A 16270-nucleotide genomic window follows, 5' to 3' on the forward strand; every position below is an offset into this window, starting at 1 on the left:
GCTTGACACAGGTGCAAGCTTCGTTGCATTTTCGCCACAATGCGTTGCTCAATAGCAACGCACGCGTAGCGTTATGGACGCACAATCTCGGAGCGCAGTCACCTGAGTGGTTCTTCCGGCCTGTCGGGACAGGGGAGTAAGGTTGCATGACAGAGCGGTCTGTGCCGGTCGCTTTCGACGAGGTGGCAGCCTCGATCCAGGACCGACGGGCATCCTTTGCTCTTCCGGGTCTGTTGCTGGCGGGCGGCGCATTGCTATGCGCAGTGGCAACTCTTTTCATCTTGCTGGGTGCCACGCCAATTGCTCCCACAACGAATGTCGTTATTGCATCGGCCGTGGTCAACACGCTTTTCGTGCTGGGCTTAATTTATCTGATAGCCCGCGAAGTGGGCCGTTTGGTAAAGGCTCGCAAACGTGGACGTGCAGCAGCGCGGTTGCATGTTCGTATCGTGGTTCTGTTTTCCATCGTCGCCATTACGCCTACAGTTCTTGTCGCATTGTTCGCCAGCGTCACCTTGAATGTCGGTCTTGATCGCTGGTTCTCGCTTCGCACCCAATCCATCGTCCAGTCCTCTCTTGATGTTGCACGCGCATACATGCTGGAGAACGCCAGCTACCTGCAGGGACAAACGGCATCCATGGCCAACGATCTTGAGCGAAATAGAGCTATGTTCTATCTCGACCGCACTGGCTTCGTGGACCTGATGACGCGACAGGCCAAGGGCAGAGCACTGCTAGGGGCATTTCTCGTTCGTGAGGACGGCGAAGCGATTGCGCAAGCTGACATCAAAACCGAGAAACCACTTCCGGCCATTCCAAAGGATGCCCTTGCAAGCTCTGCTGCAGGAACACCGACACTGATCCCCCCAGGGATCACGAACCTTGTCGGTGCGGTCATCAAGCTTGACGCCATTCCCGGTTCATTCCTTTACACCATCCGTGCTGTTGACCCAAAAGTCATGGCCGCCATGCGCTTGATGGAAGATAATCGCGCAGAATATCAGGCAATGGAAGCAGGGCGTATGAGCCTTCAGGTTGCATTCGCAGTGCTCTACCTGGGCTTTGCGCTGATCGTGCTCTTGGCTGCCATCTGGACTGCAATCGCTGTCGCTGACAGAATTGTTCGTCCCATTCGCTTGCTCATCAGCGCCGCAGATAATGTCGCCACCGGCAATTTGAATGTTGTAGTGCCTGTGCGATCGGCAGACGGTGACGTCGGAAACCTCTCGCGTACATTTAACAAGATGATTTCGCAGATCCGCAGTCAACGAGACGAAATTCTCGAGGCCAAGGATGAGGTGGATGATCGCCGTCGCTTCATCGAGGCGGTGCTATCGGGCGTTACTGCTGCCGTGATTGGCGTGGAGGACGATCATCGTATCGCCATCGTCAACACGTCCGCTGAGGAATTCCTGGGGGCGCCAGCCGAAAATCTGGTGGGCCAGAGGCTAGAAGAAATGGCTCCTGAGATCGAACAGGTTCTGCGCGAAGCAACCGGACGTGGGCGAGGGGACTTCCGCAAGGAAGTCAATCTCATGCGAAACGGCAAGGAGCGCACTGTTAGTGTCCAAGTCACGCGTGAGGAACAACGCAGCGCTAGCGATTCCTATGTGATTACACTTGATGATGTAACTGACCTAGTTATCGCTCAACGCTCTACCGCCTGGGCGGATGTTGCTCGTCGCATCGCACACGAAATCAAAAACCCGCTCACACCAATCCAGCTTTCTGCGGAACGTCTTAAACGCCGTTACGGCAAGCAGATTGATGAAAGCGACCGCGCCGTTTTCGATCAATGTACCGATACCATCGTGCGTCAGGTGGGGGATATTGGACGAATGGTAGATGAATTTTCTGCCTTTGCTCGTATGCCGAAGCCGACCAAGGAAATCACTGACCTTCGGGATATCCTTCGCGATGCTATATTCTTGAGAGAAATGGGCGCCAGCCATGTCAACTTCCAACGAGAGCTGGGAGACGATCGGCTGGAAGGCCTGTTTGATTCGCGCATGTTGGGGCAGGCCTTCGGTAACCTCATCAAAAATGCAGTCGAGGCCATTGAAGCCGTTCCAAGCGATGCGGAGCGTGATGGCCGTAAAGTTCTCGTTCGTTCCACGTTCGATACGGCCAAGGATCAATTCCAGGTGGACATCATCGACAATGGCAACGGCCTTCCTGTCGAGAACCGTCACAGAATTCTCGAACCCTATATGACGATGCGCGAGAAGGGCACCGGCCTTGGCCTGGCAATCGTCAAGAAGATCATCGAAGAGCACGGCGGCCAATTAGAGTTGCACGATGCGCCTGCGGATTTCGATCATGGCAGAGGCGCCATGATCCGCGTGCTGCTGCCGCATGCGCAGGCTGCAGCGCTTCCGCACCCAGAGAAGAACAAGGAAATGTCCTATGGCGTCTGATATTCTTGTTGTGGATGACGAAGCCGATATCCGTGATATCGTCTCAGGAATTCTTTCGGACGAGGGGCATGAAACCCGCGTGGCGCATGATAGCGATAGCGCGTTAGCCGCAATTTCCGACCGTGTGCCGCGTCTGATCTTCCTTGATATCTGGATGCAAGGCAGCAAGCTGGATGGCCTGGCTCTACTCGATGAGATCCGGGCACGCCATCCGGACCTGCCGGTGGTGATGATTTCCGGCCATGGCAATATCGAAACGGCCGTTTCCGCCATTAAGCGCGGCGCTTTCGATTTTATCGAAAAGCCGTTCAAGGCCGATCGTCTGATCCTCATCGCCGAACGTGCTCTGGAAAATTCCAAGCTTAAGCGTGAGGTGACTGAGCTGAAAAAACGGACAGGCGACGCTGCTGAACTGGTTGGCACCTCTGTCGCGATTTCACAGCTGCGGCAAAACATTGAGAAGGTCGCGCCTACCAATAGCCGCATCATGATTCTTGGCCCCTCCGGTTCTGGTAAAGAACTGGTGGCGAGAATGATTCACCGCAAGTCTTCGCGCGCAGGCGGCCCTTTTGTAGCCCTCAATGCAGCAACCATTACACCGGACCGGATGGAAATCGCGCTTTTCGGAACGGAGGGTGGTCCAGGGCAACCGCGCAAGATTGGCGCTTTGGAAGAAGCGCATCGTGGCATACTTTACCTTGATGAAGTGGGTGAAATGCCGCGCGAAACGCAGAACAAGATTTTGCGTGTTCTTGTGGATCAACAGTTCGAGCGGGTAGGCGGGTCGAAGCGGGTGAAAGTGGATGTTCGCATCATCTCCTCCACGGCCTATCATCTGGAAAGCCTGATAGCCGAAGGCATTTTCCGCGAAGATCTTTATCATCGTCTGGCAGTGGTTCCTGTAAAGGTACCCGCACTTGCTGAACGTCGCGAGGATATCCCCTTCCTCGTGGACATGTTCATGCGCCAGATTTCTGAGCAAGCTGGTATACGCCCACGTAAAATCGGTGATGATGCCATGGCTGTGCTGCAGGCCCATGATTGGCCGGGGAATATCCGCCAGCTAAGAAATAATATTGAGCGCCTCATGATTTTGGCTCGCACCGACGGACCAGACACTCCGATTTCTGCCGATATGCTGCCAACAGATTTGGGAGACATGCTGCCCAAGATTTCCACCAAGGGTGATCATCACATCATGACGCTGCCACTGCGCGAGGCGCGGGAAATGTTCGAGCGAGATTATCTGGTCGCCCAGATTAATCGTTTCGGCGGCAATATCTCGCGCACTGCTGAATTCGTCGGCATGGAACGCTCCGCACTTCACCGGAAGCTCAAATCCCTCGGTGTTTGAGCAAAAACCGCTAAGCGATTTATCCTGAACTCTGAAATCTTCTGTGGATGACGGAGGAGGATCAACACCATCAATGCACGGCAAGCGAGCGGGTTTGCGTTCCGGCATTTCATTATCGTGATATATGAAAGCATTTTCAAATAGATGCAGGTGGGACCTCTCATGGAAATGAGGCAGCGATTGGGCGTTGCGTTCATAACGGCTATTTGGTAACCAAATAGTGGGATAGCGGAGGCAGGAGAGGGTGTGCCACTGCTGTTTCAAGCGTGATCAATATCCCGGCATTGAGTACCGGCAAAAAAGAAAGAAGCGACGCTATGGCGGAACGTTCTCAAAACCTGCAGGATCTGTTTCTTAACACGGTTCGCAAGCAAAAAATCTCGCTGACAATCTTTCTGATTAATGGTGTCAAGCTGACGGGCGTGGTGACATCGTTTGATAACTTCTGTGTACTTTTGCGCCGGGATGGACATTCACAACTCGTTTACAAGCATGCGATCTCCACGATCATGCCTGGCCAGCCCATGCAGATGTTTGAAACTGAAGAGTCTGCCGCTTGATGGCTGAATGCCTGCCGAGGTTGAAACCCTGTGACAGGCACCCCATATCGGCTCTAACCGATTAAACTCGATGATCTTCGACCGCCGAAACGTTCGGCGGTTTTTGCGTTTTTCCTGGGAGCCCTGCAACCACGTGCTGACGCTTCCGCGCAATGACGATGTTATCTTAAGCGAAGGACGACGACCATAGTCAGCCGCGACACCACCACTGAATCCCTGATTCCAGATGCAGAGAAGCGCCGTGACGACATGCGTGCGCTGGTTCTCGTGCCAGTTCTAAAACAAGCGAGAGCAGCACATCACGCGAAATCCGAAGGCAGCATGCCTGCTCCCAAACGATCGGACGATGCACGTCTCGAAGAAGCGGTTGGACTGGCGCGCGCTATTGATCTGACGATAGCCCATGGCCTGATCGTTTCGATCAGCCAGCCACGGCCGGCAACTCTGATGGGTACGGGCAAGATTGCTGAAATCAAGCAGATGCTGGATGATAACGATTGCGGTTTGGTCATCATCGACCATCCGTTGACGCCTGTTCAGCAACGAAATCTCGAGAAGGAGTGGCACTGCAAGGTCATTGACCGGACGGGTCTCATTCTCGAAATTTTTGGCCGTCGCGCATCCACCAAGGAGGGCACGCTTCAGGTAGACCTTGCGCATTTGAACTACCAGAAAGGGCGCCTGGTCCGCAGCTGGACGCACTTGGAGCGTCAGCGTGGTGGTGCTGGTTTCATGGGCGGCCCGGGTGAAACGCAGATCGAAGCCGACCGTCGCCTTCTACAAGAGCGCATTCTGAAGCTTGAGCGTGAGTTGGAGCAGGTGGTGAGAACACGCCAGCTTCATCGCGCCAAACGCAGAAAGGTGCCACACCCCATTGTGGCATTGGTGGGGTATACTAACGCTGGCAAGTCAACTCTATTTAACCGGATAACGGGCGCGGGCGTCCTCGCAGAAAACATGCTGTTTGCGACACTTGACCCTACGCTTCGGCGCATGAAGCTGCCCCATGGCCGCACGGTCATCCTGTCCGATACGGTTGGCTTCATTTCTGACCTCCCGACCCATCTTGTCGCTGCTTTTCGAGCGACGCTGGAGGAGGTGCTGGAAGCTGATCTCATTTTGCATGTGCGAGACATGTCAGATCCCGACAACGCTGCGCAATCGGCCGATGTTTTGCGCATTCTTGATGATCTTGGAATTGACGAGAAAGAGCGGAACGAACGGATCATAGAGGTCTGGAATAAGATCGATCGTCTTGAGCCTGAAGCACATGAGGCTGTGGCTGATAAGGCTAAGGGACGTGAGAACGTCATGGCTGTTTCGGCCATTACCGGCGAAGGTGTTGATCCGCTTCTGGATGAGATTGCGCAGAGGCTAGCGGGAGTCGTGACGGAGACTACAGTCGTGCTGCCGCCTGAAAAGCTCTCCCTGATTTCTTGGATCTATGACAATGCGATGGTGGATGGTCGAGAGGACCGGGAAGACGGTTCTGTGGCGTTTGATCTGCGTCTGTCAGACCAACAGGCCAATGCGCTCGAGCGGAAGCTTGGTCTCATACAGCCTGCTGAAAAGGAAGATTGGGAACGCTAAAGTGGAATGCGGTGGCCGGAGCCATGGAGCCGGCAACCGTCCTCACATAACCACATAGGTCAGACATTGACGATCAGTCGAACCTTGTTAGACAAAACGTCGCCTTCCTATTTTTCCGTTCCTTTTGCTTGCTGCCAGAGCGCTTCCATTTCCTCCAGACTTGCAGCGTCCAGGAATTTTTGCCGCTTCTCTAGTTCCTGCTCAATATACCGGAAGCGTCGGCGAAACTTGGTGTTCGTTCCGCGAAGAGCCTGCTCCGGCTCAGCCTTAATGTGACGTCCTATGTTCACCAGTGCGAATATAAGATCGCCCAATTCGTCCTTGATTTTATCGCTACGGCCAGCTTTCAAGGCTTCGCGCAACTCGGCAATCTCTTCTTCTATTTTGTCAAGGATGGGCTCCGGTTCAGACCAGTCGAAACCGACTTTGGCGGCCTTTTCCTGCAGCTTCAGGGCTTCCGTCAATGCTGGCTGACTGCGTTGGACGGAGCCGAGGAAGCCGGATTTACTATCCTCTGCCAGTCCGTGCCTTGCCCGGCGCTCCGCACGGTCCCTTTTCTCGACCGCCTTGATCTCATCCCACTGCAGCTTAACCGCGTCTGGTGTATTGACCTCTGAACGGGCAAAGACATGAGGATGACGGCGGATCATCTTGGTCATGACGGCTTCAACAACGTCTTCAAATGAAAACGCGCCCGCTTCTTTTGCCATTTGAGAATGGAAAACGACTTGAAACAGCAGGTCACCAAGTTCGTCTTTCAAATCCTCCATATCGTTCCGCTCTATCGCATCGGCAACCTCGTAGGCTTCCTCAATCGTGTAGGGCTTGATGGTCTCGAACGTTTGCTCAACATCCCATGGGCAACCCGTCTCTCGGTCACGCAATGCCGCCATCAGATCGAGAAGGCGATTGATTTCTTTTGAAGGCTGCATGTGAAATGGCTCAACTAATTCAGAGGAATGCTATTACCGGCTTTCGAAGCTTGGTAGCTGTTGGACAGCTGGTCATAACGCTCTTTTATGCGCCGAACCTGCGTTCGTAACTGCTGCCTTTCATGATCTGGTTTTGTCTCCACAACATCGGTGATGGAATACGCATTCCAGAAGGCATTGTGGCGTCGATAGCCGCCGGGCTCTAGGTCGAATACTTCCTTCATAATTTTCAAATCGTGAGGAATGGAAAAAGCATCACGCGAATCTTCATGGCTGAAAAAGTAGTAGAAGTTATTGAAGCCCGCCCATGTGATGGCAGACATACACATTGTGCAGGGTTCGTGCGTAGAGAGGAAAATCAAATCCTGCGTGCTCGGTTTTTTGGCCAATTCGTAGAAACCTTTTAGCGCGTGAACTTCCCCGTGCCACAATGGATTTTCAAGCTCGTTGTTGGTTTCTGCGAGAACAAGTGACAGGTCGGATTTCCGCAGGATTGCAGCACCGAAAACTTTGTTACCGAGAGCGACGCCCTTCGAAGTCAAGGGTAGGATGTCCTCTTCAATCACTTGTAGAAGTCGCGATGGATCTACGGGCAATTCCACTCTGTTTCCTCACATATCATCGATGTCTCATTCGAACATAAAGCCTATCTAGAACGGATGAAACCGGGAATCTGGCTGATATTGGACTGGCCTGTTTCACAACACATCAGAGGGTTTTTCTGTTTCAAGGCGGTCTGCCGGAATGAAAATATACGCATCGCGCAAAGCGGGAACAGGCATTCCTTCATCTTTTCATCACGATCTGGCATAGTCTTCCGGATGATTTGGCTGCATACGAACCAGTGCAGGGTTTAAGCGGGAATTTGAAAAATGGCTGATAAGGTTTTGACTGCAAACCGTCTGGCAGATGGCATTGCTGTCTGGCTCAATGCGGGTGGGCAGTGGACTGAGAACCTGCAGGAAGCTCTGATAGCCCGCCATACGGAAGCCGCTTCCGCTCTTGAAGAGATTGGTAAGCGTGATTTTTCCGCCAACCTCGTCGTAGACGTGAACGTGATTGATGTCGAGGAAGAGAATGGCGTAATACGGCCAGTACGTCTGCGAGAGCGTATCCGCGCCGCTGGCCCAACTATGGAATATGCACAGGGTTACAAGCCAGCCGATCCTGCATTTATCGCCGCCTGAGGACTGAAATGTATCGTTATGATGAGTTTGACCATGCTTTTGTAGCAGGTCGCGTGGAACAGTTTCGTGATCAGGTGGCGCGTCGGCTATCGGGTGAATTGGCGGAAGATGCGTTCAAGCCTCTGCGCTTGATGAACGGCGTGTACCTTCAACTGCATGCGTATATGCTGCGCGTGGCCATCCCTTACGGCACATTGAACAGCCGACAGATGCGAATGCTTGCGCATATCGCGCGGAAATATGATCGTGGCTACGGGCATTTCACCACCCGTCAGAACATTCAGTACAATTGGCCTCGTCTTGCCGATACACCGGATATCCTGGCAGATTTGGCGACCGTTGAAATGCATGCTCTGCAGACCTCTGGCAACTGTATCCGCAACGTTACGGCAGATCACTTTGCTGGTGCGGCCGCTGATGAAGTCGCTGATCCGCGACCTTACGCCGAAATCCTGAGGCAATGGTCTTCCGTCCATCCGGAATTTTCCTTCCTTCCGCGCAAGTTCAAAATCGCTGTTACTGGTGCGGAACGCGATCGTGCAGCTATCCAAGTCCACGATATCGGCCTGCATCTGAAACGGAACGAACAAGGGGAAATCGGCTTCGCGGTCTATATTGGCGGCGGGCAGGGGCGCACCCCGATGGTTGCCAAGAAAATCCGTGATTTCCTTCCGGAACAGGATCTGCTCTCTTACACGACGGCTATTATGCGCGTGTACAACCTGCATGGCCGTCGGGACAACAAATACAAGGCGCGCATTAAAATCCTCGTTCATGAAACAGGTACAGAAGAGTTGGCGCGCCAGGTCGAGCAGGAGTTCGCTCACCTGCAGCACACCGAGTTGAAGCTCCCTGATGCAGACATTCAGGCCATTACGTCCTATTTCGCACCGCCCGTGCTTGAAGCCCGCTCCGAAGGCTGGGCGCAGCTTGCAGGCTGGAAAAAGGCTGATGCTGATTTCGCGCGCTGGGTAGATCAGAACGTGCAGCCGCACAAACATCCTGACTACGGCATGGTGACAATTTCGCTCAAACCCATTGGTGGCATTCCGGGCGATGCTACGGATGTTCAGATGGAGGCTATTGCCGACATCGCCGAAGAGTTTGCGCTGGATGAAATTCGTATTAGCCACGAACAGAATGTCATCCTGCCTCACGTCGCCCTGGCTGATCTTGAGCCGGTATATCGTGCATTGGCCGCTCAGGGCCTGGCAACGGCAAACTCCAACCTGATCACGGATATCATTGCCTGTCCAGGGCTTGATTACTGTGCTTTGGCGAATGCACGCTCGATTCCTGTGGCACAGGCGATATCTGAGCGGTTTGGTTCGGCTGAAAGGCAAGCCGAAATCGGCGAGTTGAAGATCAAGATTTCCGGCTGCATCAATGCGTGCGGGCATCACCATGTCGGCCATATCGGCTTGCTTGGCGTTGAGAAGAAGGGAGCCGAACTGTATCAGATCACCCTTGGCGGTTCGGCAGATGAAAACACCTCTATTGGTGAAATCATCGGGCGCGGCTTTGAGCCTGATAAGGTGACTGACGCGGTGGAAACTATCGTCAACACCTATCTCGGATTACGGCTCTCGCGCGAGGAAACTTTCCTGGAAGCGTACCGGCGTGTTGGTCCGCAGCCATTCAAGGATGCGTTGTACGGTCAAACGGCGGAAGCTGCATAAGGAATTGGTGATGACGCGTATTTGGAATGAAGCCGGTTTCGTTGAAAATGATCCGTGGGTCCTGGAGACTGAAGAGCAAAAAGCCGGTGAAGATCAGCAGGCACTTCTTTCACTCGATGAGTTGATTGAGCTTGCTGACAATAGCAACGAAGTCGGCTTTGGTGTCTTGGTGAAACCGGCTGACGATGTTGGAAGGCTTGAACCTTATCTTTACCGGATAGCTCTGGTTGCAGTGCAGTTTCCCGCCTTCAACGATGGGCGTGGTTTTAGCCACGCATCACTGCTGCGTCAGCGCTTGGGCTACACAAATGAACTCCGGGCCGTGGGCGATGTGCTAATCGACCAGATACCGTTGATGCTGCGTTGCGGCTTCGATAGTTTTTCCGTCTCGAATGCTACCGCGTTGAAGCGGCTTGAAGAAAAGCGATTGCCGGGTATTGATGTGCATTATCAGCCCACTGCTCGACCTGCCAACGGTGGTGAAGCCTATAGCTGGCGTCGCAGATCCGCCTGAAATTTCGATCCGTGCAGCGTTGCAAGCGAGGTTGGATTTTCCGTTTGCAGCGCAACAACATGCGCACCATATCTTCAATTGCACCTGCGATTGGTATATTTGAATGGCCCAAAGCCATCCTGTGGAATGAGACCGAAATAATGAACGCTCCTGCCAAGAATGACGATTTCGTACAGAAGCCTGCGTCAATCCCTGATGGGGTTTATGCTGAGACCGTATTGGCGGTCGAACATTACACGGATCACTTGTTTCGCTTCCGCATGACGCGGCCCCCAGGATATCGCTTCCGCTCCGGCGAATTTGCGATGATTGGCCTGATGGTTGGCGATAAGCCTATCTATCGAGCTTATTCCATCGCCAGCCCATCTTGGGATGAAGAACTGGAGTTCTTCTCGATCAAGGTTCCAGATGGGCCGCTAACGTCGCATTTGCAGAAAATCAAGCCGGGCGACACCGTGCTGATGCGCAAGAAGCCGACGGGAACCCTGGTTCTTGACGCCCTGACGCCGGGCAAAAGACTTTATATGTTCTCGACAGGTACCGGCATTGCGCCCTTCGCCAGCCTCATTCGCGACCCGGAAACCTATGAGAAATTTGATGAGGTAATCCTTACTCATACATGCCGGGAAATTGCAGAACTGAAGTACGGCTTCGACCTCATGGAAGAAATTCGCAATCACGAATTCCTCGCCGAACTGGTTGGCGATAAGCTGAAGCATTATCCCACGGTCACGCGTGAGGACTACCCGTTCCAGGGTCGCATTACCGACCTGATCGAGAGCGGGAAGATGTTCACCGATCTTGGCGTGCCGCCGCTAGACCCGGCAGTGGATCGTGGCATGATTTGCGGATCAACCGCCATGTTGAAGGACACCAAGGCACTTCTCGAAAAGGCGGGCTTGACCGAGGGTGCCAATAACAAGCCTGCTGAATTTGTGATTGAACGCGCCTTCGTAGGCTAGAGCACAGGAACTTTGACAGTCAAAAAGGGGCAGTTATCGCTGCCCTTTTTGCACGGTTGGATCTAATGGTTGTCTAATCGCCTTTCCTAATTGTACTCAGCATCTGCCACATGTCCGCGCCGGTTTCGAACACAGCGGCGTTTGCCTTGAAGGTATTTTCAGCGGTCAGCAGCGTCGTCATGTCTGACAGAAGGTCGGGCGCAGAACCATTCCTTGACGTATCAGCATCTCGCAATAGCTTTGCTTCAACACCGCCACTCTCTGTCGAACTTAATGAAGCATCCAGACGTGCGTAGTCAGGTGTCATCGCATTGGCGATGTTGTTTGCGGCAGCCTCGACACGCCGGGTTTGCGCCTGCATTCCAGATCGAGAAATCGCTAGAATGGAAGAAATGGTCATCGAAGATCCTCACAGCCTATCCATGTCCATTCTAGCAAAGCTTATCCTCAGTATCGCTCACGCTTGAAAACAGGCTTGCTTAAAGGTTAATCAGCTCAACCAATGAGCCAAACCAGGAAGCCGCCGACAATTGCAAATGCGGCTATCCCTAAAACGAAGCGTCCCGTACCGGTTTGGGAATCGACGTTGAAGTATTTATCCCATTGGGATTCCCGCGGTGCATCCTGCATCTCAGCCTCCATCAAATGTTATGATGTCACGGAATAGTAGACAACAAAGCCCATTCCGTGACCAAAGCTGATAAGGTATCTGTAAGCTAGCTATTTTGGCGTAACGGTGAAGTTCGCCTTCATACCGGATTCGTAATGGCCCTTGATGTTGCAGAGAAGGACATAGCTTCCAGCGGCGAGCTTCACCTTCAACTGTCCATCTTTTCCGGGCTTCAGGTCGGCTACTTCGCCTAGCGATTTCAGCTTCGATTCATCCACTCGGTGCTTCGCCGCATTCAACGGTATCACCTCATTAGCTGACTTCAGCTTCACAAGAACCATTTCATGGTTTTCCGTCACGGCATCATTATGGACTTTGAAAATCACCTCACCGGCAGTAACGCTTGTCTTGTCAAGCTTGAGAGCCATTGGGCTTCCGCCTTCTCCCGTCTCCGTCACCATAACTGTGCTGGCCGCAAATGCGGGTACTGCGAGGCCCGCGGCCAAGATAACAGCCGCGGCGAATGAAAGCTTCTTCGGCATTGGGTAATCCTTTCCCATTCGTTGCCCGATCTCGCTAGAAGTCAACCCTGACAGCCAACTGAAGGCCGCCGGAACTTAAAGAACGGCAAAACGTTGAGTCGACGAAAAACAACAACGTTAAGTCTAGGTGAGCGAGATGAAAAAGATCATGATCACGATGCTGTCTTTAGCGACGGCATTCTCGGGTTTTCCTGCATTTGCTGGGCCTATTTCAGCACCAAAAGCAGCAATTACATCCAGCGCTGAAACAAGCGGTGAAGCATTGGTGCAGAACATCGGTTGCAACAACTTGACCAACTGTCCGCAATTGAACCGCAGTTGGGGAAATCGTGGTGGATGGGAACGTCATGGCCGCTGGGAAGGTGATCGTCGCTATCACCGGGGTTGGGATCGTGATCGCCGCTATTATCGCGATGGTTACTACCACCGCCGCCATAACAATGCGGGTGCAGTGATCGGTGGCCTTGCTGCAGGAGCCATTATTGGCGGAGCGTTGGCGTCACAGTCAAACGCCCGTTCCTATGGCTCGCATGAAGATTACTGCCGTGCCAAGTATCGCTCTTACCGCGCCTATGACAACACCTACCAGCCTAACAATGGTCCTCGTCGCCAGTGCCGTTAATATGTAATGAGTGAATAAAAGCCCCCGTAGTGTTTTCTGCGGGGGCTTTTACGTTTAGTCCGTCAGCTTATTCTGCTGCTTCTGCGTAATCCTCCATAGGAGGGCAGGTGCAGACAAGATTTCTATCGCCATAAACGTTGTCGATGCGGTTCACCGGTGACCAATATTTGTCCACGCGGAAGGAACCGGGCGGGAAGCAGGCCTGCTCACGGCTGTAGGGCCGTGTCCACTCACCAACCAGATCTTCAACCGTGTGAGGCGCATTCTTGAGCGGGTTATTTTCCCGATCCATCTTGCCCTCTTCGATCTGCCTCGCTTCCTCGCGGATGGTCAGCATCGCGTCGCAGAAGCGGTCAATCTCGGCCTTGGTTTCCGACTCCGTCGGCTCAATCATCAGCGTTCCGGCCACTGGCCAGCTCATGGTCGGGGCATGAAAACCACAATCGATCAAACGCTTGGCGATGTCATCAACACTAACGCCCGCGGATGCGTTGAGTGGGCGGGTGTCGATGATGCACTCATGCGCAACCCGACCGGAGGCCGATTTGTAAAGAACATCGTAGGCACCAGAAAGGCGCGCGGCGATGTAGTTCGCATTGAGAATTGCTACCTTGGTGGCCTGTGTAAGCCCTTCACCCCCCATCATGAGGCAATAGGACCAGCTAATCGGCAGAATAGATGGCGAGCCGAAAGGAGCCGCCGAAACCGCACCTTCTCGGCCATCCCATTCCACATGGCCCGGCAGGTAAGGGGCAAGATGTGCCTTTACGCCAATTGGACCCATGCCTGGGCCACCGCCGCCGTGCGGAATGCAGAATGTCTTGTGAAGGTTGAGGTGGCTGACGTCCGAACCAATATCGCCGGGGCGAGATAGCCCGACCATGGCATTCATATTCGCGCCATCGAGATAAACCTGTCCACCATGCTGGTGCGTGATGTCGCAGATTTCCTTCACCGTCTCTTCAAACACGCCATGTGTCGAAGGATAAGTGATCATGCAAGCCGAGAGGTTTGCAGAATACTGCTCTGCCTTGGCCCGGAAATCATCCAGATCGACGTCGCCGTTATCCTTTGCCTTGACCGGGACAACCTTCATGCCGACCATTTGGGCGGAGGCGGGATTTGTACCATGCGCCGAGGTTGGAATAAGGCAGACATCGCGATGGGTATCGCCACGCGCAATGTGGTAGTTACGGATGGTCAAAAGCCCGGCGTATTCACCTTGCGCACCGGAATTGGGTTGCATTGAGAAGGCATCATAACCGGTGATCTGGCAAAGCTTTGCCGAGAGATCTTCGATCATTTCCTTGTAACCCGCCGCTTGATCCAGAGGCGCGAAGGGATGCATATCCGCAAATTCAGGCCAGGTGATCGGCAGCATTTCCGCGGTGGCATTAAGCTTCATGGTGCACGAACCGAGCGGTATCATTGCACGATCAAGAGCCAGGTCGCGATCCGAAAGGCGACGGATATAGCGGGTCATCTCGCTTTCCGCGCGGTTCATGTGGAAGATCGGATGCGACATATATTCCGATGTGCGCAGAAGATCCGTAGGCAACCTGTAATCGGCGTCAAAATCCGATACCTTGAAATTGCCACCGAAGGCGCGCCAGACAGCCTCAAGCGTCACTGGCCGTGTGCGCTCATCGAGTGACATTCCAATCTTCGTGGAGCCCACCTTACGGAGGTTCACACCCTCTGCCACGGCAGCACGCAGAATAAGACCCTGCATATGGCCGACTTCAACGGTGATCGTGTCAAAGAAGCTTTCCGGCTCAACTGTGTAGCCCAGCTTTTCCAGCCCCTTCGCCATCAACACCGCCTTGCGGTGAACCTGCTGGGCGATAGCCTTTAAACCTTCCGGGCCATGGAAAACGCCGTACATGGACGCCATGACAGCTAACAGAACCTGCGCGGTGCATATGTTGGACGTCGCTTTTTCTCGGCGGATATGCTGCTCACGCGTCTGAAGCGAAAGGCGATAGGCGCGGTTGCCACGCGCATCGACGGAAACCCCGACGAGACGGCCCGGCATTGAGCGCTTATGTGCATCCTTCACCGCCATGAACGCGGCGTGTGGCCCACCGTAGCCCATCGGCACGCCGAAGCGTTGGGATGAACCGATGGCAATATCCGCACCCATCTCCCCGGGAGACTTAAGCAACGTCAACGCCAGCAGATCGGAAGCAACCGCAGCGACTGCGCCGGTTTGGTGAAGGCGTGCAATCAGGCCGGAAAAATCGTGCGTATGGCCATGTGTGCCCGGATATTGGAATATCGCGCCAAATACATCCACCGGATCAAGATCTGTGAATGGATCGCCGACAACAACCGTCCAGCCAAGCGGTTCGGCACGAGTCTGGATCAGAGCAATGGTTTGCGGATGGCAATTCTCATCGACGAAGAAGGCCGTCGCTTTTGACTTGGCCTGCCGCTGGCAAAGCGCCATGGCTTCAGCGGCTGCCGTCGCTTCATCGAGAAGCGAGGCATTTGCCACGTCAAGACCCGTCAGATCGCAAATCATGGTTTGGAAGTTCAGCAGAGCTTCCAACCGGCCCTGAGAGATTTCCGGCTGATACGGTGTGTATGCGGTGTACCAAGCGGGATTTTCGAGAATATTGCGCTGAATGACCGGCGGCGTGACAGTGCCGTAATAGCCTTGGCCGATAAGCGAGGTGAGCGGCTGGTTCTTGTTCGCCGTTTCACGCAAACGGTCCAGTGCCTCCCGCTCCGTCAGTGCGGCACCCCAGGCCAGCGGCTCGCGCTGGCGAATGGAGGAGGGGACCGTCGCATCGATCAGGGCATCAAGCGAAGGATAGCCGATGACTTTCAGCATCTCCTTCATTTCGGAAGGAGATGGGCCGATATGACGCCGGTTAGCGAAGTCATAGGGCTGGTAATCTGTAAAATGGAAATCTTTCGTATCAGACATCAGCCAACTAGCTCCTTATAGGCTGCCTCATCCATGAGATCGTCAGCATCTGAAAGGTTGTTGAGCTTCAGTTTGAAGAACCAACCCTTGCCCTGCGGGTCGGAGTTTACCAGCGACGGATCTGAGGTGATCGCTTCGTTGACTTCCACAATTTCGCCAGCCAGTGGACAATAGACGTCAGAAGCTGCCTTAACGCTTTCAACGGTTGCCGCTTCTCCGTTCTTGTCGAAAGTAGCGCCAACTTCCGGCAGTTCGACGAAGACCAGATCGCCCAGTTGATCGGCTGCATGTTGGGTAATGCCAACAGTTGCGACATCGCCTTCAAGTTTCAGCCATTCGTGTTCAGCGGTGAATTTCAGCATGGTTCTC

The 16270-nt window shown here is 53.7% G+C and carries 16 protein-coding genes; 9 read left to right on the top strand and 7 right to left on the bottom strand.

Translation table 11 applies throughout. The annotated features are described in order from the left end of the window. Nucleotides 1–146: 146 nt before the first annotated feature. The 4 genes from AC0JZ1_RS02265 to hflX all read left to right on the top strand — a co-directional run bounded on the left by AC0JZ1_RS02265 (nucleotide 147) and on the right by hflX (nucleotide 5921). The gene (locus tag AC0JZ1_RS02265; RefSeq protein WP_471880816.1) at nucleotides 147–2417 is read left to right on the top strand and encodes a sensor histidine kinase NtrY-like; all 2271 of its coding nucleotides are present in this window, start codon (nucleotides 147–149) and stop codon (nucleotides 2415–2417) included. Continuing rightward, complete coding sequence (gene ntrX, locus AC0JZ1_RS02270; RefSeq protein WP_471880817.1) at nucleotides 2407–3771, top strand: nitrogen assimilation response regulator NtrX; 1365 nt, start codon at nucleotides 2407–2409, stop codon at nucleotides 3769–3771. Before AC0JZ1_RS02265 ends, ntrX begins: the two co-directional genes overlap by 11 nt. Nucleotides 3772–4088: 317 nt before the next feature. Continuing rightward, complete coding sequence (hfq, locus tag AC0JZ1_RS02275; protein ID WP_250940784.1) at nucleotides 4089–4331, top strand: RNA chaperone Hfq; 243 nt, start codon at nucleotides 4089–4091, stop codon at nucleotides 4329–4331. A 249-nt stretch (nucleotides 4332–4580) separates the two neighbouring features. After that, nucleotides 4581–5921 (top strand): GTPase HflX, encoded by a 1341-nt coding sequence (hflX, locus tag AC0JZ1_RS02280; protein WP_471880818.1) that lies wholly within the window; start codon nucleotides 4581–4583, stop codon nucleotides 5919–5921. Between the two features lie 107 nt (nucleotides 5922–6028). On the opposite strand, the gene mazG is transcribed toward hflX, so the two are convergent. Both mazG and AC0JZ1_RS02290 read right to left on the bottom strand, forming a co-directional pair. Next, nucleotides 6029–6853, bottom strand: coding sequence for a nucleoside triphosphate pyrophosphohydrolase (gene mazG, locus AC0JZ1_RS02285; protein WP_471880819.1), 825 nt, complete (start codon nucleotides 6851–6853; stop codon nucleotides 6029–6031). A 14-nt stretch (nucleotides 6854–6867) separates the two neighbouring features. Next, nucleotides 6868–7455, bottom strand: coding sequence for a deaminase (locus AC0JZ1_RS02290; RefSeq protein ID WP_471880820.1), 588 nt, complete (start codon nucleotides 7453–7455; stop codon nucleotides 6868–6870). A gap of 270 nt (nucleotides 7456–7725) precedes the next feature. Between AC0JZ1_RS02290 and AC0JZ1_RS02295 the strand changes: the two genes are divergently transcribed. The 4 genes from AC0JZ1_RS02295 (at nucleotide 7726) to AC0JZ1_RS02310 (ending at nucleotide 11195) form a co-directional block, all read left to right on the top strand. Beyond that, entirely contained in the window at nucleotides 7726–8040 is a 315-nt protein-coding gene (locus AC0JZ1_RS02295; RefSeq protein ID WP_471880821.1) for a DUF2849 domain-containing protein, read from the top strand. A gap of 8 nt (nucleotides 8041–8048) precedes the next feature. Further along, a complete protein-coding gene (locus tag AC0JZ1_RS02300; RefSeq protein WP_471880822.1) occupies nucleotides 8049–9719 on the top strand; it encodes a nitrite/sulfite reductase in 1671 nt (556 codons plus the stop codon). A gap of 10 nt (nucleotides 9720–9729) precedes the next feature. Beyond that, nucleotides 9730–10233 carry a DUF934 domain-containing protein gene (locus AC0JZ1_RS02305; protein WP_471880823.1) on the top strand — a complete coding sequence of 168 codons (504 nt, stop codon included), beginning with the start codon at nucleotides 9730–9732 and terminating at the stop codon, nucleotides 10231–10233. Between the two features lie 140 nt (nucleotides 10234–10373). Then, the gene (locus tag AC0JZ1_RS02310) at nucleotides 10374–11195 is read left to right on the top strand and encodes a ferredoxin--NADP reductase (RefSeq protein ID WP_471880824.1); all 822 of its coding nucleotides are present in this window, start codon (nucleotides 10374–10376) and stop codon (nucleotides 11193–11195) included. Nucleotides 11196–11268: 73 nt separating this feature from the next. Here the strand turns inward: AC0JZ1_RS02310 and AC0JZ1_RS02315 are convergent, their stop codons facing one another. The 3 genes from AC0JZ1_RS02315 to AC0JZ1_RS02325 form a co-directional block, all read right to left on the bottom strand. Then, nucleotides 11269–11595, bottom strand: coding sequence for a flagellar basal body protein (locus tag AC0JZ1_RS02315; protein ID WP_471880825.1), 327 nt, complete (start codon nucleotides 11593–11595; stop codon nucleotides 11269–11271). A 95-nt stretch (nucleotides 11596–11690) separates the two neighbouring features. Then, nucleotides 11691–11825, bottom strand: coding sequence for a hypothetical protein (locus AC0JZ1_RS02320; RefSeq protein ID WP_471880826.1), 135 nt, complete (start codon nucleotides 11823–11825; stop codon nucleotides 11691–11693). A gap of 90 nt (nucleotides 11826–11915) precedes the next feature. Beyond that, nucleotides 11916–12347: a plastocyanin/azurin family copper-binding protein gene (locus AC0JZ1_RS02325; protein ID WP_471880827.1), complete on the bottom strand. Its 432-nt coding sequence runs from the start codon at nucleotides 12345–12347 to the stop codon at nucleotides 11916–11918. Nucleotides 12348–12483: 136 nt separating this feature from the next. On the opposite strand from AC0JZ1_RS02325, the gene AC0JZ1_RS02330 reads away from it, so the two are divergent. Next, nucleotides 12484–12969: a BA14K family protein gene (locus AC0JZ1_RS02330; protein WP_471880828.1), complete on the top strand. Its 486-nt coding sequence runs from the start codon at nucleotides 12484–12486 to the stop codon at nucleotides 12967–12969. A gap of 67 nt (nucleotides 12970–13036) precedes the next feature. On the opposite strand, the gene gcvP is transcribed toward AC0JZ1_RS02330, so the two are convergent. Together gcvP and gcvH are read right to left on the bottom strand one after the other, a co-directional pair. After that, complete coding sequence (gene gcvP, locus AC0JZ1_RS02335) at nucleotides 13037–15901, bottom strand: aminomethyl-transferring glycine dehydrogenase (protein ID WP_471880829.1); 2865 nt, start codon at nucleotides 15899–15901, stop codon at nucleotides 13037–13039. Further along, nucleotides 15901–16263 (bottom strand): glycine cleavage system protein GcvH, encoded by a 363-nt coding sequence (gene gcvH / locus AC0JZ1_RS02340; RefSeq protein WP_471880830.1) that lies wholly within the window; start codon nucleotides 16261–16263, stop codon nucleotides 15901–15903. Before gcvH ends, gcvP begins: the two co-directional genes overlap by 1 nt. Nucleotides 16264–16270 lie beyond the last annotated feature (7 nt).

The sequence above is a fragment of the Affinirhizobium capsici genome, assembly GCF_977018625.1.